This window comes from Streptomyces sp. SKN60, from assembly GCF_026236535.1.
Taxonomy (GTDB): domain Bacteria; phylum Actinomycetota; class Actinomycetes; order Streptomycetales; family Streptomycetaceae; genus Streptomyces.
Genome location: NZ_JAHTMW010000010.1, coordinates 159,485 through 185,751, shown reverse-complemented (window position 1 = coordinate 185,751; position 26,267 = coordinate 159,485). Strand labels below are relative to the sequence as shown.

26 protein-coding genes and 1 tRNA gene are annotated in these 26,267 nt (G+C 72.7%); 12 read left to right on the top strand and 15 right to left on the bottom strand.

The annotated features are described in order from the left end of the window. Positions 1-6: 6 nt before the first annotated feature. Positions 7-1,047: a phosphotransferase family protein gene (locus KV205_RS18815; protein ID WP_265865567.1), complete on the bottom strand. Its 1,041-nt coding sequence runs from the start codon at positions 1,045-1,047 to the stop codon at positions 7-9. A 184-nt stretch (positions 1,048-1,231) separates the two neighbouring features. On the opposite strand from KV205_RS18815, the gene KV205_RS18810 reads away from it, so the two are divergent. Next, the gene (locus KV205_RS18810; RefSeq protein WP_265865566.1) at positions 1,232-2,524 is read left to right on the top strand and encodes an enolase C-terminal domain-like protein; all 1,293 of its coding nucleotides are present in this window, start codon (positions 1,232-1,234) and stop codon (positions 2,522-2,524) included. Between the two features lie 13 nt (positions 2,525-2,537). Here the strand turns inward: KV205_RS18810 and KV205_RS18805 are convergent, their stop codons facing one another. The 6 genes from KV205_RS18805 to KV205_RS18780 form a co-directional block, all read right to left on the bottom strand. Continuing rightward, positions 2,538-3,455, bottom strand: coding sequence for an MBL fold metallo-hydrolase (locus KV205_RS18805; protein ID WP_265865565.1), 918 nt, complete (start codon positions 3,453-3,455; stop codon positions 2,538-2,540). 129 nt (positions 3,456-3,584) lie between these two features. Further along, a complete protein-coding gene (locus KV205_RS18800; protein WP_265865564.1) occupies positions 3,585-3,917 on the bottom strand; it encodes a DUF202 domain-containing protein in 333 nt (110 codons plus the stop codon). Beyond that, entirely contained in the window at positions 3,914-4,309 is a 396-nt protein-coding gene (locus KV205_RS18795) for a DUF202 domain-containing protein (protein WP_265865563.1), read from the bottom strand. The genes KV205_RS18800 and KV205_RS18795 overlap by 4 nt, the downstream gene beginning before the upstream one ends. An 82-nt stretch (positions 4,310-4,391) precedes the next feature. Further along, positions 4,392-4,922, bottom strand: a complete 531-nt coding sequence (locus tag KV205_RS18790) for an NUDIX hydrolase (RefSeq protein WP_265865562.1) — start codon at positions 4,920-4,922, stop codon at positions 4,392-4,394. Positions 4,923-4,943: 21 nt separating this feature from the next. Then, a complete protein-coding gene (locus tag KV205_RS18785; protein WP_265865561.1) occupies positions 4,944-5,708 on the bottom strand; it encodes a glucose 1-dehydrogenase in 765 nt (254 codons plus the stop codon). Positions 5,709-5,737: 29 nt separating this feature from the next. After that, positions 5,738-6,367: a TetR family transcriptional regulator gene (locus KV205_RS18780; protein WP_265865560.1), complete on the bottom strand. Its 630-nt coding sequence runs from the start codon at positions 6,365-6,367 to the stop codon at positions 5,738-5,740. A 94-nt stretch (positions 6,368-6,461) separates the two neighbouring features. Here KV205_RS18780 and KV205_RS18775 point away from each other — a divergent pair, with 94 nt between their 5' ends. Continuing rightward, entirely contained in the window at positions 6,462-8,129 is a 1,668-nt protein-coding gene (locus tag KV205_RS18775) for an FAD-binding dehydrogenase (RefSeq protein ID WP_265865558.1), read from the top strand. Between the two features lie 78 nt (positions 8,130-8,207). Here KV205_RS18775 and KV205_RS18770 read toward each other — a convergent pair whose 3' ends face one another. Then, a complete protein-coding gene (locus tag KV205_RS18770; RefSeq protein WP_265865557.1) occupies positions 8,208-9,605 on the bottom strand; it encodes a gluconate:H+ symporter in 1,398 nt (465 codons plus the stop codon). Positions 9,606-9,745: 140 nt separating this feature from the next. Continuing rightward, positions 9,746-10,300 (bottom strand): gluconokinase, encoded by a 555-nt coding sequence (locus KV205_RS18765; protein WP_265865556.1) that lies wholly within the window; start codon positions 10,298-10,300, stop codon positions 9,746-9,748. Positions 10,301-10,490: 190 nt separating this feature from the next. Between KV205_RS18765 and KV205_RS18760 the strand changes: the two genes are divergently transcribed. From KV205_RS18760 to KV205_RS18745, 4 genes are all read left to right on the top strand, one after another. Further along, a complete protein-coding gene (locus KV205_RS18760) occupies positions 10,491-11,195 on the top strand; it encodes a FadR/GntR family transcriptional regulator (RefSeq protein ID WP_265865555.1) in 705 nt (234 codons plus the stop codon). Positions 11,196-11,387: 192 nt separating this feature from the next. After that, positions 11,388-12,857, top strand: coding sequence for an amino acid permease (locus KV205_RS18755; RefSeq protein WP_265865554.1), 1,470 nt, complete (start codon positions 11,388-11,390; stop codon positions 12,855-12,857). 166 nt (positions 12,858-13,023) lie between these two features. Next, positions 13,024-14,109 (top strand): S-(hydroxymethyl)mycothiol dehydrogenase, encoded by a 1,086-nt coding sequence (locus tag KV205_RS18750; RefSeq protein ID WP_265865552.1) that lies wholly within the window; start codon positions 13,024-13,026, stop codon positions 14,107-14,109. After that, the gene (locus KV205_RS18745; RefSeq protein WP_265865551.1) at positions 14,109-14,738 is read left to right on the top strand and encodes an MBL fold metallo-hydrolase; all 630 of its coding nucleotides are present in this window, start codon (positions 14,109-14,111) and stop codon (positions 14,736-14,738) included. Before KV205_RS18750 ends, KV205_RS18745 begins: the two co-directional genes overlap by 1 nt. Here KV205_RS18745 and KV205_RS18740 read toward each other — a convergent pair. After that, positions 14,722-15,678, bottom strand: a complete 957-nt coding sequence (locus tag KV205_RS18740) for an RluA family pseudouridine synthase (protein ID WP_265865550.1) — start codon at positions 15,676-15,678, stop codon at positions 14,722-14,724. The two genes, KV205_RS18745 and KV205_RS18740, sit on opposite strands and share 17 nt — an antisense overlap. 86 nt (positions 15,679-15,764) lie before the next feature. Then, positions 15,765-15,852: transfer RNA gene (locus tag KV205_RS18735), tRNA-Leu, on the bottom strand. 197 nt (positions 15,853-16,049) lie between these two features. Between KV205_RS18735 and KV205_RS18730 the strand changes: the two genes are divergently transcribed. The 3 genes from KV205_RS18730 to KV205_RS18715 all read left to right on the top strand — a co-directional run bounded on the left by KV205_RS18730 (position 16,050) and on the right by KV205_RS18715 (position 18,642). Next, entirely contained in the window at positions 16,050-17,375 is a 1,326-nt protein-coding gene (locus KV205_RS18730) for a M20/M25/M40 family metallo-hydrolase (protein WP_265865549.1), read from the top strand. Positions 17,376-17,528: 153 nt separating this feature from the next. Continuing rightward, positions 17,529-17,762, top strand: coding sequence for a chaplin ChpH (gene chpH, locus KV205_RS18725; protein ID WP_265865548.1), 234 nt, complete (start codon positions 17,529-17,531; stop codon positions 17,760-17,762). Between the two features lie 112 nt (positions 17,763-17,874). Next, a complete protein-coding gene (locus KV205_RS18715) occupies positions 17,875-18,642 on the top strand; it encodes a chaplin (protein WP_274710590.1) in 768 nt (255 codons plus the stop codon). A gap of 56 nt (positions 18,643-18,698) precedes the next feature. Here KV205_RS18715 and KV205_RS18710 read toward each other — a convergent pair whose 3' ends face one another. After that, on the bottom strand, positions 18,699-18,887 hold the full coding sequence (locus tag KV205_RS18710; RefSeq protein ID WP_265865547.1) for a DUF5703 family protein: 189 nt from the start codon (positions 18,885-18,887) through the stop codon (positions 18,699-18,701). Positions 18,888-18,934: 47 nt separating this feature from the next. Here KV205_RS18710 and KV205_RS18705 point away from each other — a divergent pair, with 47 nt between their 5' ends. Continuing rightward, complete coding sequence (locus KV205_RS18705; RefSeq protein WP_265865546.1) at positions 18,935-19,567, top strand: hypothetical protein; 633 nt, start codon at positions 18,935-18,937, stop codon at positions 19,565-19,567. A gap of 108 nt (positions 19,568-19,675) precedes the next feature. Here KV205_RS18705 and KV205_RS18700 read toward each other — a convergent pair whose 3' ends face one another. After that, positions 19,676-21,823, bottom strand: coding sequence for a helix-hairpin-helix domain-containing protein (locus KV205_RS18700; protein WP_265865545.1), 2,148 nt, complete (start codon positions 21,821-21,823; stop codon positions 19,676-19,678). Continuing rightward, positions 21,820-22,806: an aldo/keto reductase gene (locus KV205_RS18695; protein ID WP_265865544.1), complete on the bottom strand. Its 987-nt coding sequence runs from the start codon at positions 22,804-22,806 to the stop codon at positions 21,820-21,822. Before KV205_RS18695 ends, KV205_RS18700 begins: the two co-directional genes overlap by 4 nt. 184 nt (positions 22,807-22,990) lie before the next feature. Between KV205_RS18695 and KV205_RS18690 the strand changes: the two genes are divergently transcribed. Together KV205_RS18690 and KV205_RS18685 are read left to right on the top strand one after the other, a co-directional pair. Then, a complete protein-coding gene (locus tag KV205_RS18690; protein ID WP_265865543.1) occupies positions 22,991-24,043 on the top strand; it encodes an LLM class F420-dependent oxidoreductase in 1,053 nt (350 codons plus the stop codon). A 276-nt stretch (positions 24,044-24,319) separates the two neighbouring features. Then, positions 24,320-25,105 carry a ferritin-like domain-containing protein gene (locus tag KV205_RS18685; protein WP_265865542.1) on the top strand — a complete coding sequence of 262 codons (786 nt, stop codon included), beginning with the start codon at positions 24,320-24,322 and terminating at the stop codon, positions 25,103-25,105. Positions 25,106-25,177: 72 nt separating this feature from the next. Here the strand turns inward: KV205_RS18685 and KV205_RS18680 are convergent, their stop codons facing one another. After that, the gene (locus tag KV205_RS18680; RefSeq protein WP_265865683.1) at positions 25,178-26,170 is read right to left on the bottom strand and encodes a magnesium and cobalt transport protein CorA; all 993 of its coding nucleotides are present in this window, start codon (positions 26,168-26,170) and stop codon (positions 25,178-25,180) included. Positions 26,171-26,267 lie beyond the last annotated feature (97 nt).

Here is a 26,267-nt window from a genome sequence, read left to right as displayed (position 1 = left end):
GGCGGATCAGCCTTCCTGAGGGTCCTGGAGGTCCTGGAGCGTGGTGAGGCCGTGCTCGATGAAGACCGGGACGAGTTCGCCGATCCGGTCGAAGCCGGCGCCGACGGTCTGCCCGAGGGTGTAGCGGTAGTGGATGCCCTCCAGGATCACGGCGAGCTTGAACCAGGCGAAGGCCGTGTACCAGGAGAGGGCGGAGACGTCGCGGCCCGAGCGGGCGGCGTAGCGCTCGATCAGCTCGGCGGTGCTCGGGTGGCCGGCGGCCGTCGCGGTGGTGGACACCGGCGAGTCGGGGACGGCCAGCGGCGTGCTGTACATGACGAGCAGGCCGAGGTCGGTGAGCGGGTCACCGAGGGTGGACATCTCCCAGTCCAGGACCGCCTTGATCCGGTCGTCGTCGCCGATGAGGACGTTGTCGAGCCGGTAGTCGCCGTGGATCACGGTCGGGGCGGGGGACTGCGGGAGGCGGCGGCCGAGGGCCGCGTGCAGCTCCCCGATGCCGGGCAGCTCGCGGCCCCGCGAGGCGTCCAGCTGCTTGCCCCAGCGGCGCAGCTGCCGGTCGAGGAAGCCCTCCGGGCGCCCGAAGTCGCCGAGCCCGACGGCGTCCGGGTCCACGGCGTGCAGGTCGACCAGGGTGTCGACGAGCCCGAGGACGGCGGCGCGGGTGCGCTCCGGGCCGAGCGGGGCGAGCTGGGCGGCCGAGCGGTACGGGGTGCCCGCCACGTACTCCATGACGTAGAACGGCGCGCCGAGCACCGTCTCGTCCTCGCACAGCAGCACCGCCTCCGGCACCGGTACGGCGGTGTCGTGCAGGGCGCTGATCACCCGGTGCTCGCGCTTCATGTCGTGCGCGGTGGCCAGCACGTGGCCGAGCGGCGGGCGGCGGACGACCCACTGGGCGGAGCCGTCGGTCACGAGGTACGTGAGGTTCGAGCGCCCGCCCTCGATCAGCCGGGCGGTCAGCGGGCCGGCGACCAGACCGGGCCGCTCGCGGTCGAGCAGGCGGCGCAGCGCCTCGGGGTCGAGGCCGGGTGGGGGAGTCGGGGTCATGCGGGCGTACCTCCGGGTTCGGCGTCGGTTCATGATGACCGACCAGTCGGTATGTCGTCCAGAGTGATCCCCGTCAAGCCTCGTCAAGCCCCGCCCGAACCCTGCCCGAACCTCGCCCGGACCCCGCGTGAAAGAGGGTGCACGCCTCTGGTGTGCCGTCCGAGGTCGCGAATAGGGTTCACATATGAATCCGGCGCTGTGCATCGACCACGTCCGCCTGACCCCCGTCCTCGTCAAGGACCCGCCGCTGCTCAACACCCAGGGCGTCCACCAGCCCCTGACCCCACGCCTGGTGGTCGAAGTGGTCACGGCGGGCGGAGTCGTCGGGCTCGGCGAGACCTACGGCGACACGAAGTACCTCGACCTCGCACGTCCGCTCGCCGAGGCGCTGCCCGGTCGCTCGGTCACGGATGTGAACGGCTTGTTCGTGCTGGCCGCCGAGGTGTGTGGCGCGGCGGCCGCGAAGGACGCGGACGGACGGGTCGACGCCGGCGGACTGCGCGGCGTCCAGACCGCCGGCAAACTGCTGCTCTCCGTGGTCTCCGCCGTCGAGACGGCCTGCCTCGACGCCCTCGGCCGGAGCCTCGGACTGCCCGTGCACGCCCTGCTCGGCGGCCGGGTCCGCGACGAGGTCGAGTACAGCGCCTACCTCTTCTACAAGTGGGGTGCCCACCCGGGCGCCGAGCCCGAGGACCCCTGGGGCGAGGCCCTCGATCCGGCCGGCCTCGTCGAGCAGGCCCGCCGCTTCGCCCGCCTGCACGGCTTCGGCTCGTTCAAGCTCAAGGGCGGGGTCTTCGCGCCCGACCGGGAGATCGCCGCGATCCGCGCGCTCGCCGAGGCCTTCCCCGGCGCCCCGCTGCGCCTCGACCCCAACGGCGCCTGGTCCGTGGAGACCTCCCTCGCCGTCGCCCGCGAACTCGAGGGCCTCCCCGCCCTCGAATACCTGGAGGACCCGGCCACCGGCATCGCCGCCATGGCCGAGGTCGCCGCCGGCACGCACCTGCCGCTCGCCACCAACATGTGCGTGACCACGCTCGACGAGGTCCCCGAGGCCTTCGCGCGCGGTGCCGTACGCATCGTGCTCTGCGACCACCACTACTGGGGCGGCCTGCATCGCACCCGCGAACTCGCCGCGCTCTGCGGTACGTACGGCATCGGGCTCTCCATGCACTCCAACACCCACCTGGGCATCAGCCTGGCCGCGATGACCCAGGTCGCCGCGACCCTCCCGGCGCTCCACCACGCCTGCGACACCCACTACCCGTGGCTCACCGAGGACGTGATCACCACCGCCCCCGTCTTCCGGGCCGGCCGGCTCGCCGTCACCGACACACCGGGCCTGGGCGTGGAGCTCGACCGCGACCGGCTCGCCGACCTCCACCGCCGCTGGGCGGAGGACGACGGCCGGTACCGCGACCGCGACGACGCGGCCGCGATGCGCGCGGCGGACCCGGAGTGGCGGCCCACCCGCTGGTAGCTCTGCCTGTGTGCTACGCGTGACAGGCGACCGGCACCCCGCCGTTCATCGCCGCCATGTCGCCGAACACGGCCGCCGGGTCGAGCGGATGGCCCTCCGGCAGCCCCTCCAGCTCCGCGTACGCGCGGTGCAGATTGGCGACGAGGCGCTCGCTCTCCTGCCAGGCCCCGAACTCGCCGAGCTCCGCCGCCCGCGCCGTCTCCAGCGGCGGGTCCCCCTTCGCGTACCCCTCGGCCGCCAACTCCCGCACCCAGCGCAGATAGCGCTCGGTCGCGTCGTACGCCGAGGGGTCGGTCACCCGTCCGTGCCCGGGCACGACCGTGGGAGCGTCCAGCGAGCGCAGCAGTTCGAGGGCGCGCAGCGACCCCGCGAGCGAACCCATCGGCAGGAACGGCGTGCCGCCGTGGAACACCAGGTCGCCGGTGAACACCACGCCCTGCGCCGGGAGATGGACGATCGAGTCGCCGGTGGTGTGCGCCGGACCCGGGTGCAGCACCCGGACCTCGGTCTCCCCGACGTACAGCGTCAGCGCGTCCGTGTACGTGAGGTCCGGCGGCAGGATCTCCACCGCGCCGAAGTCGGTCTGCGGCCACAGCAGATGCAACTGCCGCCCGGCGGCCAGCTGCTCGGCCCGGCAGTTGGCGTGCCCGACGATCCGGGCCTCCGGCCGGAACACCCCGTTGCCGTAGGTGTGGTCGCCGTGGTGGTGGGTGGAGACGATGGTGCGCGGCAGGGCGAGTCCCGCGTCGAGGACGGCCGCGCGCAGCAGCCGGGCCCGGCGCTCGGTGGCGGCGGTGTCGACGAGCAGCGTCTCGCCGCCGCCGGGATCGCCGACGAAGCCGGCGTTGTTCAGGCACCAGCCCCCGTCGGGCTGGACGAAGGCGTGGACGTGCGGCGCGAGCGCGACCACGTACGGATCGGTGGCAGGCAAAGGGAATCCCCCGGATGAGAGCCCGAATCGGACAGGGGAAGAGTGCCAGCAGGCGCGGGTCCGGGGGAAGTTGGGGTCCGGGCCGGGTCCGGGTCCGGGTCCGGGTTCGGGGCGGGGCCCGGCGCCCGGTCAGAGCAGCACGGCGACCGCGAACCCCGCGAACGCCACCGTGCACACCACCGCGAGCAGCGCGCCCCGGAGCGACATCACGCGCGGCCGGGCCGCCTCCAGGGACTGGATCCGGCGGTGCGCCACCGCGAGGAACCCGATCCACACCAGGGCCGACAGGCCCGCCGCGAGCAGACCGGTGGCCGTCACGTCGTCGTGGATCGCCTGCTTGCCGGCGAGGACGGCCACCACCGTGGCCGAGAGCGTGGTCCGCCGCCAGGCGAGCCGGGTCCGCTCCGGCTGCAGCCCGGGATCCCGGTCCGCGGCCGCGGCGCCGGCCCCCGGCCCGCTCACCGTCCGGCCCAGCCGAAGACCACGACCACCACCATCGCGAGCGCGACCACCGCCACCGCGAGGCTGAGCACCGCAGGGAAACGGGAGACGGGCAGGTCCTCGCCCCGTCGCATCGCCCGCTCGCAGCGCACCCAGTGGTTCACCGCCCGCAGCGCGCACAGCACACCCGCGACGAGCAGCGCGACCGCGAGCCCGACCCGGACGCCCCAGCGCAGGTCCGGCAGGAACTGGTCCACCGCGAAACCGCCGCCGATGAGCGCCAGAGCGGTCCGGAGCCAGGCGAGGAAGGTCCGCTCGTTGGCCAGGGAGAAGCGGTAGTCGGGGGTCTCGCCCTCCTCCCGGAGGCGGCGCGGCGCGAACCACAGCCGCAGGCTCTGTACGAAGTCGCTCACGCGGGCACCCTACCTATCCGGACGAGGATCTTCCCGTACGGCGGCTCCCCGCGGGCCCGGACGGGCGCCCGGCCCGGTGCCCTCAGGCTCCCTGCGCGAGCAGCCGCTCGTAGGCCCGGCGCCCGTCCGGCACCCACTCCCACTCGCCGAGCCGCGCGGTCAGCTCCTCGTCGGTGAGGAAGCCGTGCCAGGCCACCTCCTCGACCTGCGGGTTCACCGGCAGGTCGCAGCGGACCTCGTAGACCGCCGACCACCACTTCCCGGCCACGCCCTCGGAGTCGTACAGGAACTTCAGTACGGGCTCCGGTCGGGGCAGTCCGGACACGCCGAGCTCCTCCTCGGCCTCGCGCAGCGCGGCGTCGTCGTACGACTCGCCGGCGCCGACCACCCCGCCGACGAACATGTCGTACAGGGACGGGAAGACCAGCTTGGTCGGGGTCCTGCGGTGGACGAAGGTCCGGCCGAGGGAGTCCCGCACGCGGATGAAGGTGCAGCGGTGGATCAGGCCCCGCGCGTACACCTCACCGCGCGGGGCCTGTCCGATCACCCGGTCCTGTTCGTCGACGACGTCGAGGATCTCAGTGGAGGGATCGAAGGGGGCGGAGGCGTTCATGCGCCCATGAAATCAGGTGCGTCACTGCCCCATGACGTACTTGACCGTCGGGCCGGTGGTCCAGCCGCCGTCCACGGCCAGCTCCGCGCCCGTCACGTACGAGGCGGCGTCCGAGAGCAGGAAGACGACCGCGCCCGCGATCTCGTCGGCCTCGCCGACCCGGCCCATCGGCGTGTTCGGGTACCGGCCCTCGCCGCGCTCGATGCCGACGGAGGCCGTCATCGGGGTGTAGGTCATGCCGGGGTGGACGGAGTTGACGCGGATCCCCGCCGTGCCGAGCTCCACCGCGCCGATCTTCGTCAGGCCGCGCACGCCCCACTTGGACGCGCCGTATCCGGCGGTGAGCGCCAGGCCCATCAGGCCCGCGGCCGAGGAGATGTTGACGATCGAGCCGCCACCGGCCTCCCGCATCGCCGGGACGGCGGCCTTCATGCCGATGAAGACGCCGGTCAGATTGATGTCGAGGACCTTGCGGAAGTGCTCCACCGACTCGGTCTCCAGGAACGCGCCGGTGGATATGCCCGCGTTGTTCACCAGGCCGTGCAGTGCGCCGAACTCGGCCACGGCGTGGGTGACGGCCGCCGCCCAGTCCTCCTCCGAGGTGACGTCGTGGTGCAGGAAGCGGGCCCGCTCGCCGAGCGCCTCGGCGGTCGCCTTGCCCTCCTCGTCGAGGACGTCGGTGAGCACGACGTTCGCCCCGGCGGCCACCGCCTGCCGGGCCGCCTCGGCGCCCAGGCCGCGGGCGCCGCCGGTGATGAGCACGGTCTTGCCGGTGAGGTCGTTCATAGGAGGTCCCTTCGGGGAGTTCGGGGCGTTCACGCGCTCCGGGGCTGTGCGGCCCGGAGCAGCGCGGTGGTGGTCTCGACGAGATCGGCGACGAAGAGCGGCTGCCCGGTGAGGGGCTCGGTGCCGTCGAGGTACTGCCGGGCCCGGTCCGCCATGGCCGCGCCCACCACGGTGAGCGCCAGGTCGAGCCGCTCCAGGCGCAGTGCCTCGGGCAGTCCGGCCGCCGCGAGACAGGACTCGGTGCGCTCGATCAGGCGCCAGTAGCAGGTGCCGGCGAGCGTGGGGTGCGGGGTGCGGGTGCGGACCCCGCTCTCGTGGCTGAGCTGGGCGGAGATCCTCAGACAACGGCGGCCGCGGTCGGTGCCCAGCTCGCTCGCCTCGGCGGTGACAAGGGCCGAGACCAGGGCGTGGGTGTCGTCGGGCGCGGCGTCGAGGAGCGGGGCGAGCACCTGTTCCGTACGGGCCTGGCGGCCGGCCATCACCGCGTCGAGGAGTCCGGCGCGGGAGCCGAAGTGGTACTGCACGGCCGAGGGGTTGCTCTGGCCGGCGAGGGCGACGATGTCGCGCAACTGGCCGCCGTCGACGCCCTTCGTCGCGAAGACCGCCTCGGCCGCGCGGATCAGTCTGTCCCGGGTCTCGGGCCCTGACGTCCTTGCCATGCCCGCCATATTAATGCTCGGCATTAGAAAACGGGAGGGGTGAGAGGAGCTCGAACCGTTGACTGGATACATTTGTGTATCCAAGATGCGGTCCATGCCCCATGAGCCGTACGACGCCGATGTGATCGTCATCGGGGCCGGCCTCGCCGGTCTCGCCGCCACCGCCGAACTGGTCGACGCCGGCCGCACGGTGCTGCTCCTCGACCAGGAACCCGAACAGTCCATCGGCGGCCAGGCCCACTGGTCCTTCGGCGGCCTCTTCCTCGTCGACTCGCCCGAGCAGCGCCGGATGCGGATCCGCGACAGCCACGACCTGGCCCTCCAGGACTGGATGGGCACCGCGGGCTTCGACCGGCCCGAGGACGACGTTTGGGCGCGCCGCTGGGCCGAGGCGTACGTGGACTTCGCGTCCGGCGAGAAGCGCGCCTGGCTGCACGGGCTCGGAGTGCGCTTCTTCCCGGTGGTGGGCTGGGCCGAGCGCGGCGGCTACGACGCGAACGGCCACGGCAACTCCGTACCCCGCTTCCACATCACCTGGGGCACCGGCCCGGGTCTGGTCGCCCCCTTCGAGCGCCGGGTCCGCGAGGGCGTCGCCCGCGGCCTGGTCCGCTTCCGCTTCCGGCACCGGGTGACCGGCCTGGCCCGTACCGCCGGCGCCGTCGACACCGTGACCGGCGAGGTCCTGGCGCCCTCCGCGGTCCCGCGCGGCACCGCCAGCGACCGCGAGGTCACCGGCGAGTTCTCGTACCGGGCGCAGGCGGTGATCGTCACCACCGGCGGCATCGGCGGCAACCACGAGCTGGTGCGCAAGCAGTGGCCCGAGCGGCTCGGCACCCCGCCCGCCCGCATGCTGTCCGGCGTGCCCGCCCACGTCGACGGCCTGATGCTGGGCATCGCCGAGGACGCCGGCGCCCACCACGTCAACCGCGACCGGATGTGGCACTACACCGAGGGCATCGAGAACTGGAACCCGATCTGGGCCAGGCACGGCATCCGGATCCTGCCCGGCCCGTCCTCGCTCTGGCTCGACGCGACCGGCAAACGGCTGCCCGTGCCGCTCTTCCCGGGCTTCGACACCCTCGGCACGCTCGAACACATCATGCGCACCGGCCACGACCACACCTGGTTCGTGCTCGACCGGAAGATCATCGGCAAGGAGTTCGCCCTCTCCGGCTCCGAGCAGAACCCCGACCTCACCGGCAAGTCCGTCCGCGACGTCATCGGCCGCGCCCGCGCCGACGTCCCCGGACCGGTCAAGGCCTTCATGGACAAGGGCGCCGACTTCGTCGTCGAGCACGACCTCGCCGCCCTGGTCCGGGGCATGAACCGGATCACCGGCGAGGACCTGATCGACGAGACCGCGCTGCGCCGGGAGATCACCGCCCGCGACCGCGAGATCGCCAACCCCTTTACCAAGGACCTGCAGGTCATGGCGATCCGCGGGGCCCGCCGCTATCTGGGCGACAAGCTGATCCGTACGGCGCCCCCGCACCGCATCCTCGATCCCAAGGCCGGCCCGCTCGTCGCCGTACGCCTCAACATCCTGACCCGCAAGTCCCTCGGCGGGCTGCAGACCGACCTGTCCTCGCGGGTGCTCACGGCGGACGGGGAGCCGCTGCCCGGGGTGTACGCGGCGGGCGAGGCGGCCGGCTTCGGCGGCGGCGGCGTCCACGGCTACCGGTCCCTGGAGGGCACCTTCCTCGGCGGCTGCCTCTTCTCGGGGCGCGCGGCGGGGCGGGCCGCGGCGGCCGCGGTGGCCTGAGCCCCGTACGTACGACGGAGGCCCCGGGCGCGGTCGGACGAACCGCGCTCCGGGGCCTCCACCGGCCGGGTCGGCTGGCTAGATCACCAGCGACAGCAGCAGCACGAACCCGATGCCGACCACCGAGATGATCGTCTCCATCACCGACCAGGTCTTGATCGTCTGGCCGACGTTCATCCCGAAGTACTCCTTCACCAGCCAGAAACCGGCGTCGTTGACGTGGCTGAAGAAGAGCGAACCGGCACCGATCGCCAGGACGAGCAGGGACACCTCGCCGGTCGACATGCCCGCCGCGAGCGGGGCCACCAGGCCGGCCGCCGAGATCGTCGCCACCGTCGCCGAGCCGGTCGCGAGCCGGATCGCGACCGCGATCAGCCAGGCGAGCAGCAGGGCCGGGATCGACCAGCTCTTCGAGAAGTCGAGGATCATCTGGCCGACGCCGAGGTCGATCAGGGTCTGCTTGAAGCCGCCGCCCGCGCCGACGATCAGCAGGATGCCGGCGATCGGGGCGAGGGACTTGTCGACGGTGGAGGACAGCCGCTCCTTGGTGAAGCCGGCCGCGCGGCCCATCGTGAACATGGCGACTATGACGGCCGCGAGCAGCGCGATCAGCGGGGAGCCGATGACGTCGGTGACCTTCTGCACGCCGTTCTCGGGGTCGTCGACCACGATGTCCACGAGCGCCTTGACCAGCATCAGGACGACGGGCAACAGGATGGTCGCGACGGTGATGCCGAAGCCGGGGCGCTTCTCCAGGTCCTCGGAGGGCCGGGTGGGGATCATCTTTTCCGGAGCCTGGATGTCCACCCAGCGGGCGGCGTACTTGGAGAAGACCGGACCGGCGATGATCACGGTCGGGACGGCGACGAGCAGGCCGAGGGCCAGCGTGATGCCCAGGTTGGCGCCGACCGCGTCGATCGCGACGAGCGGGCCGGGGTGCGGCGGGATCAGGCCGTGCATCACGGACAGACCGGCCAGGGCCGGGATGCCGATCCGCATCAGCGAGTAGTTGCCGCGCTTGGCGACCATCAGCACCACCGGGATCAGCAGCACGATGCCGACCTCGAAGAACAGCGGCAGACCGATCACGGATGCGATCAGGACCATCGCCCACGGCATGGCCCGGCCGCTCGCCTTCGCGAGGATCGTGTCGACGATCTGGTCGGCGCCGCCCGAGTCGGCGAGCAGCTTGCCGAGGATCGCGCCGAGCGCGATGAGCACACCGACACCGGCGACGGTTGCGCCGAGTCCGGTGGTGAAGGACTTCATGGCGTCCGCGAGCGGGGCGCCGGCGAACGCGCCGAGCGCGAGCGACCCGATGGTCAGCGCGAGGAACGCGTGCAGCTTGAACTTGGTGATGAGCAGGACGATGACGGCGATGCCGGCGAGTACGGCGATACCGAGCTGGGCGTTGCCCGCCGAGGTGATCGGTTCGACGGCGTCCGCTGCCAGGGTCTCGACGCTGAGACTGGTCACGGGGGATCCCTTGGGGTCAGGGGGGACGGGGGACAGCGGCCCGGAGGCCCGGGGGAGGGCTTCGGGGCCGGAACGGCCGGTGGGGCCATGGGGGGGGTGGCCCGGGCCCGGTCGGGAAGGGGGTCCGACCGGGCGTCCGGTCAGGCGGGGGTGGTGCAGTCGGTGAGCCGCCGCAGCGCGGCGACGGCCCGGGCGGTGATCTCCTCGGGGGTGCCGGAGACGTCGACGGCGACGCCGGCCTCGTCCTCCCGCAGCGGCTGCAGGGTGGCGAACTGGGAGTCGAGGAGCGCGGTCGGCATGAAGTGCCCCTTGCGGGCCTTCATCCGCCGCTCGATCAGCTCCCGGTCCCCGGTCAGATGCAGGAAGACCACACCGGGGGCGGCCGCGCGCAGCCGGTCCCGGTAGACCCGCTTGAGCGCGGAGCTGCTCACCACACCGCCGAGCCCGGCCCGGTCGTGCGCCCACGCGCCGATCGCGTCGAGCCAGGGCTCGCGGTCACGGTCGTCGAGCGGCACGCCGGCCGACATCTTGGCCACGTTGGCCGCCGGGTGGAAGTCGTCGCCCTCCGCGTAGGGGAGGTCGAGCGCCTCGGCGACCAGGGGGCCGATCGTCGTCTTGCCGGTTCCTGCGACGCCCATCACGACGACGACCGGGGGACGGCCGCTCGCCGCCGTGGCGTGAGGGGTGGTGCTCATGGGTGGTGCCTCGCTGTCTTCTTCGACATCGATCCGTCGCGCTCATGAAACCCATTGAGTACGACGTATTCAAGAGTCTGTGACATAAAAGTCGTACTTTTAATTCCCGCCGGGCGTGACAGGGACGCGACCGAGGCTTCGGCCGCTCTCGGGTGTGATCATCGGGCCCGGCCCGCATAGGCTTGCGGCCATGACGACACCGGCCGCTCAGGGGCTCCATCCGCAGGTCCTGGCCACCCTGGGCCTGGCCATCACGGCCGGGGAGTACCCGCCCGGCACCGTGCTCCGCTCCGACGAGATCGCCGAGCGCTTCGACGTCTCCCGGACCGTGGTGCGCGAGGTCGTCCGCGTCCTGGAGTCCATGCACCTGGTCGAGTCCCGGCGCCGGGTCGGCGTGATCGTGCTGCCCACCGAGCGCTGGAACGTGTACGACCCCCAGGTCATCCGCTGGCGCCTGGCCGGCGCCGACCGCCCCCGCCAGCTGCGCTCGCTCACCGTGCTGCGCTCCGCGATCGAGCCGGTCGCCGCCGGGCTCGCCGCGCTGAACGCCACCCCCGAGCAGTGCCGCGAGCTCACCGAGCAGGCCCTCGGCATGGTCGCCACCTCGCGCGGCCGGCAGCTGGAGGCGTATCTGGTGCACGACATCGCCTTCCACCGGGTCGTCCTCAACGCCTCCGGCAACGAGATGTTCGCCCGGCTCGGCGACGTCGTCGCCGAGGTGCTCACCGGCCGCACCCACCACCAGGTGATGTTCGAGGACCCGGACCCGGCCGCCGTCACCCTGCACGTCCAGGTCGCCGAGGCCGTACGGGAGAAGAACGCGGTGCGCGCCGAGGAGCTGACCCGGCAGATCGCGGTCGGCGCCCTCAAGGAGCTGGACGTCCTCGCGCCGTGACGCCCCGTCCACCCACCCGCTTGTTCACCCGCGCGTAACCTCTGAACTACCTCAAATCCGGCCCTTCAGTGATTTCGGCCACAGTCAGTTACCGGGTGTTGCCGTGAGGATGTGCGCTGGCCGTGCCGGAAAGCCCCACAAGGGCACGGCCGGGCACCGCACACCCTCCCCCTCACGAAGGCGAACAACTCCATGAGTGACCGCATCACTGCGGCCGACCCGCTGTCCGCCACCCCGGCGGCCTCAGGCACGGCGGCCTCCACCCACGTGGACGCCGGCGACGCCGGATACCGCAAGGACCTCAAGTCCCGGCACATCAACATGATCGCCATCGGCGGCGCGATCGGCACGGGCCTGTTCCTCGGCGCCGGCGGCCGCATGGCCAACGCCGGACCCTCCCTCTTCATCGCCTACGCGGTGTGCGGCGTCTTCGCCTTCTTCGTGGTCCGTGCCCTCGGCGAGCTGGTGCTCTACCGGCCCTCCTCCGGCGCCTTCGTCTCCTACGCCCGTGAGTTCATGGGCGAGAAGGGCGCCTACACGGCCGGCTGGCTGTACTTCCTCAACTGGTCGACCACCGCCGTCGCCGACATCACCGCCGCCGCGACCTACGCCCACTTCTGGTCGATGTTCAGCGACATCCCGCAGTGGGTGCTCGCCCTGATCGCCCTCGCGATCGTCCTCGCCGCCAACCTCATCTCGGTGAAGTACTTCGGCGAGATGGAGTTCTGGTTCGCGATCATCAAGGTCGGCGCCCTGGTCGCCTTCATGCTCGTCGGCATCTACCTCGTCGTCACCCAGCACGAGGTCGGCGGCCACACCCCCGGCCTCGCCAACATCACCGAGAACGGCGGCATCTTCCCCAACGGCGTCATGCCGATGCTGCTGCTCATCCAGGGCGTCGTCTTCGCCTACGCCTCCGTCGAGCTGTGCGGCGTCGCCGCCGGCGAGACCGAGAACCCCGAGAAGATCATGCCGAAGGCGATCAACTCGATCATGTGGCGCGTGGGCCTGTTCTACGTCGGCTCCGTCGTCCTGCTCGCGCTGATCCTCCCGTTCACCGCGTACACCGGCGACCAGAGCCCCTTCGTCACCGTCTTCGACAAGCTGGGCATCCCCGGCGCCGCCGGCGTGATGAACCTGGTCGTGCTCACCGCCGCCCTCTCCAGCCTCAACTCGGGCCTCTACTCCACCGGCCGCATCCTGCGCTCGATGTCCCTCGCCGGCTCGGCGCCCAAGTTCACCGGCGTGATGAACCGCGGCGGCGTCCCCTACGGCGGCATCCTGCTCACCGCGGGCTTCGGCGTCGTCGGCGTCTTCCTCAACTACCGGATGCCCGGCGAGGCCTTCGAGCTGGTGCTCAACTTCGCCTCCATCGGCATCATCGGCACCTGGGCCATGATCATGGTCTGCTCGCTGCTGTTCGTCCGCCGCGCCAAGGAGGGCAAGCTCGTCCGGCCCTCGTACCAGCTGCCCTGGGCCCCGTACACCCAGATCGTGACGCTGCTCTTCCTCGGCACCGTCCTGGTCCTCATGTGGATGGACGGCGGCGTCGGCCGCACCACCGTCGCCTGCCTGCCGCTCATCGCGGCCGCGCTGGTCGGCGGCTGGTTCCTGGTCCGCGGCCGGGTCCGCGCGACCCAGGGCGCCGGCGCCCGGGACTGATCCCCGCCCGGGACTGATCCCCGTCCGGGACTGATCCCCACCCCGCACCCCCCACGGGACAAGAGGCCCCCGCAGGCACGAACTGCGGGGGTCTCGCGTTTTGTCAGGAGATAGTGGTACGCAAGATCCTTACAGCGCACAGGCTGTCGGAGAAGGGAAGTCCACGATGCCGCAGCAGGTCCAGGGGGTCGTCGCCCCCGGCAAGAACGAGCCGGTCCGGGTCGAGACGATCGTGATCCCCGACCCCGGTCCCGGCGAGGCCGTGGTGAAGGTGCAGGCCTGCGGGGTCTGCCACACCGACCTCCACTACAAGCAGGGCGGGATCAACGACGAGTTCCCCTTCCTGCTCGGCCACGAGGCCGCCGGAATCGTCGAGTCCGTCGGCGCCGGCGTCACCGACGTCGCGCCCGGCGACTTCGTGATCCTCAACTGGCGCGCGGTGTGCGGCCAGTGCCGCGCCTGCCGGCGCGGCCGACCCTGGTACTGCTTCAACACCCACAACGCCCAGCAGAAGATGACCCTCGCCGACGGTACGGAGCTCTCGCCCGCCCTCGGCATCGGCGCCTTCGCCGAGAAGACCCTCGTGCACGCCGGACAGTGCACCAAGGTCGACCCCTCCGTCGCCCCCGAGATCGCCGGCCTCCTCGGCTGCGGCGTGATGGCCGGCATCGGCGCCGCCATCAACACCGGCAACGTCGGCCGCGGCGACAGCGTCGCCGTCATCGGCTGCGGCGGCGTCGGCGACGCGGCCGTCGTCGGCTCCCGGCTCGCCGGAGCCGCCCGGATCATCGCCGTCGACATCGACGACCGCAAGCTCGCCAAGGCGCAGGAGATGGGCGCCACCCACACCGTCAACTCCCGCACCGCCGACCCCGTCGAGGCGATCCGCGAGCTCACCGGCGGCTTCGGCGCCGACATCGTCATCGAGGCGGTCGGCCGCCCCGAGACGTACGTGCAGGCCTTCCACGCCCGCGACCTGGCCGGCACCGTCGTTCTCGTCGGCGTCCCCACCCCCGAGATGAAGCTCGAACTCCCGCTGCTCGACGTCTTCGGCCGCGGCGGCGCGCTCAAGTCCTCCTGGTACGGCGACTGTCTGCCGTCCCGCGACTTCCCGATGCTCATCGACCTGAACCAGCAGGGCCGCATCGACCTCGGCGCCTTCGTCACCGAGACCATCGGACTCGGCGACGTCGAGAAGGCCTTCGCCCGCATGCACGAGGGCGACGTGCTGCGCTCGGTGGTGGTCTTCTGATGGGCGCCCGCATCGACCGTCTGGTCACCTCCGGCACCTTCAGCCTCGACGGCGGCACCTGGGAGGTCGACAACAACGTCTGGATCGTCGGCGACGACACCGAGGCCCTCGTCATCGACGCCGCCCACGACGCCCAGGCCATCCTGGCCGCCCTCGAAGGGCGCGCCCTGCGCGCCATCGTCTGCACCCACGCCCACGACGACCACATCGACGCGGCCCCGGCGCTGGCCGCCGCCACCGGCGCCCGGATCCTGCTGCACCCCGCCGACCAGCCGCTGTGGAAGCTGACCCACCCGGATCACAGCCCGGACGGCGACCTCGCCGACGGCCAGGTCCTCACCATCGCCGGGACGGACCTCACGGTCCTCCACACCCCGGGCCACGCCCCCGGAGCGGTCTGCCTGTACGCCCCCGACCTTGCCACGGTCTTCTCCGGCGACACCCTCTTCCAGGGCGGCCCGGGCGCGACCGGCCGGTCCTACTCGGACTTCCCGACCATCGTCGACTCCATCCGTACGAAACTGCTCACGCTCCCGCCGGAGACGGTGGTCCGCACCGGCCACGGCGACCCCACCACGATCGGGGAGGAGGCCCCGCACCTGGAGGAGTGGCTCAGGCGAGGCCACTGAGATCACCGAGGCCTTGGAGGCCTTGGAGAGGCCGCCGGCTCAGGAACCTCCTGAGCTCACCCGTGACCGGGTCGGTGAACACCAGCGACCGCGCGAGCAGCTGCAGCGGCCGCCCGAAGTCCTCCGGCCCGTCCTCCCGCACCACCGGATACAGGGGATCGTGGCGGATCGGCAGCCCGAGCGCGTTCATGTGCACCCGCAGCTGATGGGTCCGCCCGGTCACCGGCACCAGCCGGTACCGGGCAAGCCCGCCTTCGTGCACGAGGAGCTCGATCCGGCTCTCGGCGTTCGGCTCGCCCGGCACCTCCCGGGCGGCCAGCACCCCGCGCTCCTTCTCGATCCGGCTCCGCACGGTCGCCGGCAGCTCCACCGCCGGGTCGTACGGCGCCACCGCCTCGTACGACTTGCCCACCGCCCGGTCCCGGAACAGCGTCTGGTACGCCCCGCGGTCCTCCGGCCGTACGACACACAGCACCAGGCCCGCCGTCAGCCGGTCGAGCCGGTGCGCCGGCTGCAGCTCCGGCAGTCCGAGGTCCCGCCGCAGCCGGGCGAGGAGCGTCTCCTTCACATGGCCCCCGCGCGGCATCGTCGCCAGGAAGTGCGGCTTGTCCGCCACGACGATCCGCTCGTCCCGGTACACCACCCGGACCTCGCCCGGCACCCGCTCCTCGGCCGGAAACTCCCGGTGGAACCACAGATACCGCCCGGCCTCGTACGCCTCGCCCGCCGCTATGGCCCGCCCGTCGACCCCGACGAACCGCCCCTCGCGCAGCATCCCCTCGATGCGCTCCACCCCGACGGCCGCCCCGTACCGCCCGACCAGGAACGCGCCGACGCTCGCCCAGGCGCCGCCCGGATCCTCGGGCAGCCGCACCCGCACGGCGTCGATCCCGTCGCGCTGGGGGAGGGGAGAGGAGGGGGCCTTGGTTCTGCGTCGCACGCCCCCACCGTAACGGGCGGCCGACAGGCGACCGGCGTACGCCTGACATGCGAAAAGGCCCCACATTGCTGTGGGGCCTCTTCGGCTGGTGTCCGAGGGGGGACTTGAACCCCCACGCCCGATAAAGGGCACTAGCACCTCAAGCTAGCGCGTCTGCCATTCCGCCACCCGGACGGGGTGTGTCCTCCGGGGCTCGCGGCCCCTTCCGACGAGGAAAACCATAGCAAACATCTGGGGTGGTCGATCACCACCCCGGTGCCGCCCCGGCACGCCCTGGCGCCACCTCGGGGCGGGGGGCCTTGGGCCGGGCCGGGGCGGCGGGCGAGGATAGGGGGGACCACAGTCATGGGGCGCGCAGCGGGAGGAACAGCGTGAGCGAGTCGAACACCGGCCGGGGCCTGACGGGCGAGGACGAGGTCGTCGATCTGTGCCGGGACCTCATCCGTATCGACACCAGCAACTACGGCGACCACTCGGGGCCGGGCGAGCGGGCGGCGGCCGAGTACGTCGCCGAGAAGCTCGCCGAGGTCGGCCTGGAGCCGAAGATCATCGAGTCGCACAAGGGACGGGCCTCCACCGTGGCCCGGATCGAGGGCGAGGACCCCTCGCGGCCGGCCCTGCTCATCCACGGGCACACCGACGTGGTGCCGGCCAACGCGGAGGACTGGACCCACCACCCCTTCTCCGGCGAGGTCGCCGACGGGTGCGTGTGGGGCCGCGGCGCTGTCGACATGAAGGACATGGACGCGATGACCCTCGCGGTCGTCCGCGAGCGGATGCGCAGCGGCCGCAAGCCCCCGCGCGACGTCGTCCTCGCCTTCATGGCCGACGAGGAGGCCGGCGGCACCTACGGCGCCCGCCATCTGGTCGACCACCACCGCGATCTGTTCGAAGGTGTGACGGAGGCGATCGGCGAGGTCGGCGGCTTCTCCTTCACCGTCAACGAGAACCTGCGGCTCTACCTGGTCGAGACGGCCCAGAAGGGCATGCACTGGATGCGGCTGACCGTCGAGGGCACCGCCGGGCACGGCTCCATGACCAACAACGACAACGCGATCACCGAGCTGTGCGAGGCCGTCGGCCGGCTCGGCCGCCACCAGTGGCCGGTGCGGGTCACCAAGACCGTGCGGTCCTTCCTGGACGAGCTCTCGGACGCCCTCGGCACCCCGCTCGACCCCGAGGACATGGACGCCACCCTCGCCAAGCTGGGCGGCATCGCCAAGATGGTCGGCGCCACCCTGCGCAACTCCGCCGCCCCCACCATGCTCGGCGCCGGCTACAAGGTGAACGTCATCCCCGGCCAGGCCACCGCGCACGTCGACGGCCGCTTCCTGCCCGGTTACGAGGAGGAGTTCCTGGCCGACCTCGACCGCATCCTCGGCCCGCGCGTCAAGCGCGAGGACGTGCACGGCGACAAGGCCCTGGAGACCAGCTTCGACGGCGCCCTGGTCGACGCCATGCAGCTGGCGCTGCGCGCCGAGGACCCGATCGCCCGGGCCGTGCCGTACATGCTCTCCGGCGGCACCGACGCCAAGTCCTTCGACGACCTCGGCATCCGCTGCTTCGGCTTCGCGCCGCTCCAGCTGCCGCCGGAGCTGGACTTCGCCGGCATGTTCCACGGTGTGGACGAGCGGGTCCCGGTGGACGGGCTCAAGTTCGGCGTCCGCGTCCTGGACCGCTTCCTCGACGCGAGCTGACGGGACCGGCGGCCGGGCGGGGCGGAATCGACCGCGCGTCCACGAGGCACCGGAAAGAGTGAATGCCCGAGGGGGCTCGTAGCCCCCAAGATTCCCCCTCGTTACAGGTGGTGCGGTCCGCGGCTGGGACCGCATTGCCAACAAGGAGGAATAATGATCAAGAAGGTCGTCGCTGCTGCGGCTGCCACCGGCGGTCTCGTTCTCGCGGGTGCGGGCATGGCCGTTGCCGACGCGGGTGCCCAGGGTGCGGCCATCGGTTCCCCCGGTGTCCTCTCGGGCAACGTCGTCCAGGTGCCGGTTCACGTTCCCGTGAACGTGTGCGGCAACACGGTGTCCATCATCGGGCTGCTGAACCCCGCCTTCGGCAACACCTGCGTCAACGCCTGACGTTCTGTCTCGACCCCCTGAGGGTCCGAGCCCGGACCGGCCCCGGAGTGCGTGCCATGCACTCCGGGGCCGGTGGCCATTTCGTCACGAGCCGAGAAGCAGGTAACCCACAATGCGACAGGTCACACGCGTCATCACGCGCAAGAGCATCATCACGGTCGCCGCGGCCGGCGGCATGATCGCCCTCGGCGGGGGCTACGCCCACGCCTCGTCCGGCGCGAGCGGCGCCGCGGCCGACTCGCCGGGCGTCGCGTCCGGCAACACCGTGCAGGTCCCGGTCCACGCGCCGGTCAACGTCTGCGGCAACACCGTCTCCGTCATCGGACTGCTGAACCCGGTGTCCGGCAACTCCTGTGCCAACCAGAGCGGTTCCGGAGCGCCGGGCGGTTCCAGCAGCCCCGGCGGTCCCGGCAGCCCGGGCAGTCCCGGTGGTTACGGCGACGAGGGCGGCTCCCAGGCCGGGGGCCACGGCTCCGACTCCCCGGGCGTCGGCTCCGGCAACACCGTCGAGGTCCCGATCGACGCCCCCGTCAACGTCTGCGGGAACAGCGTCACGGGCGTCGGTGCCGGCAACGCGGCCTACGGCAACGACTGCGGCTACGGCGTCGAGCCGACCACCCCGGGACACCCCGGCACGCCCGAGACGCCCGGCACCCCGAGCACGCCCCCGCGCGGCGAGGGCGAGCACCCGGGCACGCCGGAGACCCCCGGCGCCTCGCACGGGCCGAACACGCCGAGTACGCGGTCCATCACGCCGAACGGGCCCACCGAGGAGCTCGCGAGCACCGGTTCCGGTCCGCTGGGCCTGATCGTGCCCGCCGGCGCCGGCCTGCTGCTCGCCGGCTCGGTGATCTACCGGCGGGCCCGCAGCGCCGCGTAGTCCCGGCCGCAGCGCGAGAAAAAGGGGCCCCGCGGTCGCGGGGCCCCTTCCTCATGTCACCAGGTGGCGCGGATCTGACGGATGATGCGGCGCTTCAGCCGTACCCTGCGGCTGCCGTCCCGGCGCAGGCTCAGGCGGTCCAACTCCCAGTGTCCGTACTCGGCATGGTCGGTCAGGAGCCGCGTCGTCTCCTTGCGGGAGACGCCACGCGGCACGTACACGTCGACAAATTCGTATTCCGGCATCGCATCTATTGTGCGGCCAAGGGCCCGGTACGGATAGCGTCTGTCCTATGTCTGATGCTGCGCAGCCCACCGCTGCCGAGGTACGCGCCGCCGCCGAGGCGGTCAAAGCCGCACTGGACCGTCACCTCGCGGCGGTCGAACGCCGCACCGGGGACGACGACCCGGCCGTCTACGAGGCCTTCAACGCGCTCGCCGCGGCGGCGGAGGCGTACGACGAGGCCCTCTACGACCGGTACGACGAGGTCACGCCCTTCGAGATCCCGGGCGCCGACGACTCCCTGCCGCCCTACGCGGGCCCGGAGGAGCCGCATGCCCTCAGCGTGCTGATCCGCCGCGACTACGCCGTGGTGGAGCCGCAGCGCCTGATCGCCCAGGCCCGCCGGGTCACCGACCTGGACCGGGAGGAGGGCGCGGGGACCACGCACGCGGCGCTCGGGATCGTGTTCGGCGAGTACGAACCTGACGAAATCGCGTCCCGGCACAAGGAATTCGGCCTGGAGGAGGGCGACTCCACCCTCTGGGTCGAGGCCGCCGACGACCTGCCCGAACCGGGGGAGTGGCTGAACGCCCCCTTCGACCAGGCCGATCCCGAGCACCTCGTCTGCCGCTTCGACATCAGCGCCGTCTTCGACGACGAGACGGACGAGGAGGAGCCGGCGGCCCGGGTCTCCCAGGCCTGAGCCCGGGCCCGCCGGGCCCGGCCGTCACGCACAGGGCGCCCTCCCCGCGGCGAGCGGGGAGGGCGCCCTTGTCCATGCCCGGACAGCGGGGATCCGGAAGACCCGGCCTTACGCCCCGGCCTCGTCCTCCTCCTCGTGCAGCAGCGCCTCCAGGAGGGGCCGCAGCCGGGTCGTGCGTTCCGGGTCGCGGCCCTCGGCCACCGCCCTCGGCAGCGCCTGCTCGACCCCGTGGACCACGGACAGATGGCGCTCGGCACGGCCGAAGGCCGTGTAGACCCATGAGCGGGTGAGGCCGCCGGCCGCGTCGCCGGGCAGCACCACGACCGCCGCGGGCCAGCGCGCCCCGGCGGCCTGGTGCGCGGTCAGCGCCCAGCCGTGCCGCAGCGCCGCCTCGACCCGCTCCTTCGGTACGACGACCCGCTCGCCCGCGCAGTCCAGGTGCAGGCCCTCGGCGCCGGCCGAGACGACCGTGCCGGTGACCGTACGGCCAGGGGCGGGGGAGTGGGCCACCCGGTCGCCCGGGTCGAAGCCGCCGAAGCGGCCGGGGCCGGGGTTGAGGCGCTCCTTGAGCGCCGCGTTCAGCGCGCGGGTGCCGGCCGAGCCGCCGTGGCCCACGGTGATCACCTGGGTCTGCTCGGTGGGTACGCCGATGGCCCGCGGGATCGAGTCGGCGACCAGCTGCACCGTGCGGTGCACCGCCTCGCCGGCATCCCGGACCGGGACGATCACGACCTCCTTGCCGGGCGCGGCCACCTGGTTGAGCTCGCCGGCGCCGATGCCCGAGACCAGCTCGCCGACCGGACCCGGGTCGGGCACCCGGGAGGCGATCTGCGGGGCGACTTTGGCCGCGAGCAGATCGGCGAACACCCGGCCGGGACCCGCCGCGCCCAGCACGTACGGATCGCCGCTGAGCACCAGGCGGCAGCCGTCCGGGAGCGCCTCGACGAGCGTGGCCGCCGTCTCCACGTCGAGCTGCGGCGCGTCCAGGACCACGAGCAGGTCCAGGGCGAGGGTGCCCTCGGCGTCCCGGCCCGGTCCGGCCGCGCCGGACAGCAGCGCGGCCACCGGCAGGGCGCCGTCCCGCGCGGTGTGCGCCGCGAGCGCGACCCGCAGGCCGCGCGCGCGGGCCGCCTCTGCCAAGGCGGCCGGTTCGGCCCGGGCGGCCTCGCCGCCGGTGTGCAGCACGAGCCCGTGCGCCCCGGCGGCCCGGGCCAGCTCGGGGCCGTCCCACGCGGTCGCCTCGGCCGCACGGATCAGCCGGGCGAGTCCGTCGGCCAGGCTCTCCTCCGCGAGCGCGTACCGTTCCAGGCCGAGCAGCACCGGCACCTCGGGCCCGGCGGGCGGCGCGGCGGCGGCCTCGGCCTCGCCCTCGGTCTCGTCCTCCGGCTCCTCCTGCTCCTCTTCCTGGAAGACGAGGACGGCGGCCTCGGACACCGCGAGGTCGACGGCCTTGTCCGGCTCGGGCACCGACAGCCGGGCGAGGGCGTCGCGGACGGCGCCGATCTCCAGGGCGGTGTGCCCCTTGAGGACCGCCTGCTCCAGGAGCCAGGCGGTGAGGGCCACCGCGCGGCGCGGGTCGGCGGGGCCGCACTCCGCGCCGAGCAGCGCCCGGGCGAAGCCGTCGGCCTGCTCGGGGCGCACGCCCGGCACCGCGAGCAGCTGCCACGGGTCGTCCGCGAGGGCCCGGGCGGCGCCCTCGCCGAGCACGGCGGCCACCGGGGCGGCCAGCGTCTCGGGGGCCCCGCCGCGCTGGAGGACCTGCCGGACGGCCTCCGTGGTCTCCTCGGTCACCACCGGCGTCTCGGGGGCCGGCGGGCGCACGGTCGTCTCCGGCGGCGCCGCCGGGGCGGTCCGCTCCGGCGTGGGCGCGGGAATCGGCACTGCGGCGCGCGGGACCGAGACCGGCTTCTCGCCGCTCTCCACCGCCCGGACGGCGGCGAGCAGATCGGCGGCCGTGCCCGTCAGCTTGCCGCCCGCCTCGACGGGCGCACCGCGCTCCGCCTTGCGCCGCTCGATCTTCTCCCGCAGCTCCCGCTGCGCGGCCAGCTCCGCCTGCGCCTCGGACAGCCCGGGCGCGGCCTCCTCGGTGGAACCGGCCTCGGTGGACGCGTCCTCGGTCGCCCCGGCCTCCGTGGCGCCGGCCTCGGCGGTCCCGGGCTCCTCCGGCTCCGTGCCGGGTGCGGCGGGCGCCTCCTGGGCGTCGGCGGTGGGCTCGTCGGCCTCGGGCGGCGCGGTGTCGCCGGAAGGCTCGGTCACAAGGTGCTCCAGTCGTGATCCGGATAGCGGTGCACGGGCGCCGACACGTCGTCGAGGGCCCGGCAGATCTCGTCAGGAAGACTAAGGCTCTCCACTGACAAAGCGGTCGCGAGCTGCTGCGCGTTGCGCGCGCCGACGACCGGGGCGGTGACCCCGGGGCGGTCGCGGACCCACGCGAGGGCGACATGCAGCGGGGTGGTGGCGAGACCGTCCGCGGCCGTGCGCACCGCGTCCACGATCCGGCTCGCCGTGTCGTCCAGATAGGGCTCGACGAAGGGCGCCAGGGCCTCCGAGCCGCCGCGCGAGTCGGCCGGGGTGCCGTGCCGGTACTTCCCGGTGAGCACCCCGCGCCCGAGCGGCGAGGAGGGCAGCAGCCCGATGCCGAGGTCGAGCGCGGCGGGCAGCACCTCGCGCTCGACGCCCCGCTGCAGCAGCGAGTACTCCATCTGCGTCCCGGCAAGGCGCGTCCGGTCCCCGGCCAGCTGCCAGGTGCCGGCCCTGGCCAGTTGCCAGCCGCAGAAGCCGGCCACTCCCACATAGCGCGCCCGGCCGGTGCGCACCGCGATGTCGAGGGCCTGCAGGGACTCCTCCAGCGGGGTGTGGGGGTCCGGGGCGTGCAGCTGCCACAGGTCCACGTAGTCCGTGCCGAGCCTCGCGAGCGAGGCGTCGAGCGCGGCGAGCAGATGCCCGCGCGAGCCGTCCGTGCGCCGGTCGGGGTCGGGCACGCTGCCCGCCTTGGTGGAGATCACCAGGTCGCGGCGCGGCACCAGACCGGACCGCTCGTCGATCAGCCGCCCGAGCAGATACTCCGCCTCGCCGCCCCCGTACACGTCCGCGGTGTCCACGAGCGTGCCGCCCGCGTCCCAGAACGCCTTCAACTGCTCGGCCGCGTCGTGCTCGTCGGTGTCCCGGCCCCAGGTGAGGGTGCCGAGCCCGAGCCGGGACACGCGCAGGCCGGTACGTCCGAGATGCCTCTGCTCCATGGCCGCGAGATTACTGGCCACGGCACCACGCGGAGAGACCCTGTGGACAACCTGTCCACAGGCCACCCGTTCGAGGAGCCGGCGCCCCGTCCCGACCCGTGCCCGATCGGCTCCTGACGAATGCCGGGGCCGCGCGCTAGAGTCCCCGCACAGGGACGTTACCGATGGGTAAGGGGTACGTGGCATGCGGCTCGGCATCAACCTCGGCTACTGGGGCGCGGGCATGGACGGCGACAACCTGGCCGTGGCCCAGGAGGCGGACCGCCTCGGCTACGACGTGTGCTGGGCGGCGGAGGCGTACGGCTCCGACGCCCCCACCGTGCTCTCCTGGGTCGCCGCCAAGACCGAGCGGATCGACGTCGGTTCGGCGATCATGCAGATCCCGGCCCGGCAGCCCGCGATGACGGCGATGACCGCCGCCACCCTCGACTCGCTCTCCGGCGGCCGCTTCCGGCTCGGCCTCGGCGTCTCGGGCCCGCAGGTCTCCGAGGGCTGGTACGGCGTCAAGTTCGACAAGCCGCTCGCCCGCACCCGCGAGTACGTCGAGATCGTCCGCAAGGCGATGACCCGCGAGCGCCTCACCCACCAGGGCGAGCACTGGACGCTGCCGCTGCCGGACGGCCCGGGCAAGCCGATCAAGCTCACCGTCCACCCCACCCGCCCGCACATCCCGCTCTACATCGCGGCCATCGGCCCGAAGAACCTGGAGCAGACCGGCGAGATCGCCGACGGCGCGCTGCTCATCTTCCCGGCCGCCGAGCACCTGGAGGAGACCACCCTGCGCCATCTGCGCGCGGGCCGTGAGAAGGCCGGGCTGACGATGGACGGCTTCGACGTCCACCCGACGCTGCCGATCGCGCTCGGCGACGACATCGACGCGCTCGCCGACATGTTCCGTCCCTACACCGCGCTGTACGTCGGCGGCATGGGCAGCCGCAAGCAGAACTTCTACAACCAGCTCGCCCAGCGGATGGGCTACGAGAAGGCCGCCGCCGAGATCCAGGAGAAGTACCTGTCCGGCGACAAGCAGGGCGCCGCGGCGGCCGTGCCGCGGCAGCTGATCGACCAGACCGCGCTGCTCGGCGGCGTCGACCGGATCGCCGACCGGATGAAGGCCTACGCCTCCGCCGGGGTCACCACCCTGACGCTCTCCCCGGCCGGCTTCACGCTCGACGAGCGGCTCGCCGCGCTGCGGGCGGGCGTGGAGGCGCTGGAGCGGGCCGGCCTCGCGTCGTAACGCGGCCTCGCGCACCGTACGGAGAACGAGAACGAGAACTCCGCGGCCGTGGTGGGGGCTCGGGGGGTCTTCCCCGCCACGGCCGTCATGGAGCACAACGCGCGAGGGCGACCGGAGTTACGCGCTCCCGCGCCCCGTGCGCCCCGGCCCCTGTCCCGCGCGCTGCCTCGTTCGGCGCAGCGTCCGCCCTCCTCCTGTTGCCCGACCCGGCTCGGCGCACTTGACTCGTACTCCACGGGCGTGCGGAGTGCGGACGTCCGCATGGAGGTGGCAGGCATGTTCACGGCCAAAGGCCTGTTCCAGGAAATCATCGACAACGACGACTCGTTCCGGCTCTTCTGCTCCATCGCCGCCAGTGGCGAGGCCCAGGGCGGCTGGGAGAACGGCCGGATCGCGGCCCTGGTCGCCCCCGGCATGCGGGACATGGCTCCCAAGATCGTCCGGCACGGCGCCGACGAGGACAAGCACGGCCGGATCTTCAACGCCCTGCTGAAGAAGCGCGGCCTCGAACCGGTGCCCGTGCCGCCCGAGACCGACTACACGATGCTCCTGGAGCGGCGCGGGATCGGCCTGGCCCACGACAAGCTGCGCCGCGACGAGCCGCTGACCGAGGAGGACATCGTCGTCTACCTCGCGCACAGCAGGGTCACCGAGCAGCGCGCCGCGGACCAGATGATCATGCTGGTCAAGTACTTCGGGGACCACCCCGAGCTCGGCAAGGCCATCCGCATGATCGACAACGACGAGACCAACCACCTCTCGTACTGCCACGAGGAGCTGCTGCGCCTCAACTACGAGGGCCACGGGCGGCTCATCCAGCGCACCCTCCGGGAGTCCGCGCTCGTCGAGATCCAGGTCTACCGCGACGTCAGCCTCGCCGTGATGAGCCACATGGGCCGCATCCTGCACTGGCCGAAGGCCAAGGCCGCCGCCCTCGCCGCCGGCATCCACGGGGTGTACGCCTGGGAGCGGGCGGCCGGCTGGCACAAGATGGTCGACCTGCGGATGCCCGAGCGCCGCGACGCCCTGGGAGGCCCGGCCGCGCCGGTCCCGGCCTTCTGAACAGCCCGGTCTTCTGAGCCGGACGGCCCGTAAACCTCTGTGAACCCTGTGATCCCCCGCAAAGCCGGGGGCTCACATCCAGCCGCGCCGCTTGAACAGCCGGTACAGACCCGTCACGATCCCCGCCATCAGCAGGATCACCGCCGGGTACGACCACACCCAGCGCAGCTCCGGCATGTGGTCGAAGTTCATGCCGTAGATCCCCGCGACCATGGTCGGGACCGCGGCCATGGCGGCCCAGGCCGAGATCTTGCGCATGTCGTCGTTCTGCCGCACGCCCATCTGGGCCAGGTGCGCCGACAGCACGTCCGAGAGCAGCCGGTCCAGGCCCTCGACCTGCTCGTTGGCGCGCAGCAGATGGTCCTGGACGTCGCGGAAGAACGGCATCGCGTGCTCATGCACGAAGGGCACCGAGCCGGTCGCGAGGCGCGCCATCGGACCGGCCAGCGGCCCGCTCGCCCGGCGGAACTCCAGGACCTGCCGCTTGGCGGTGTAGATCCGCTCCGCGGTCCGCGGCGGATTGCCGCCGGCCGGCGCGAACACGTCGGCCTCCAGCTCCTCCAGGTCGACCTGGAGCTCCCCGGCCACCTCGATGTAGTGGTCCACCACCGCGTCGCTGATCGCGTACAGCACCGAGGTCGGCCCGTGCCTGAGCACCTCCGGCTCCGCCTCCAGACGCTTGCGGACCGCCGCCAGCGGCGAGCCCACACCGTGCCGCACGGTCACCACGAACGAGTCGCCGATGAAGAGCATCAGCTCGCCGGACGAGACCCGGTCGCTCTCCGGCTCGTACACGACCGGCTTGAGCACCGCGAACAGCGAGTCGTCGTACACCTCCAGCTTGGGCCGCTGATGCGCCTTGAGGGCGTCCTCGACGGCCAGCGGGTGCAGCGCGAACTCCTCGGAGACATGGCCGAACTCGGCCTCCGTCGGCTCGTGGAGACCCACCCACAGGAAGGCGTCACCGGTCGCCCGCGCCTCCGCCAGCGCGTCGGAGAGGTCGGTGGGGCCCTTCGTCCTGCGCCCGGCACGGTAGATGGCAGAGTCCACGATCACGGGCCGTATTGTCCCCCGGCCGCGGCCCGGGCGCATCCGCCCGGGCCGGGAGCCGCGCCCGGCCGTACCGGACCGCTCCCACTGTCCGTACCCGGACCGCTCCCGC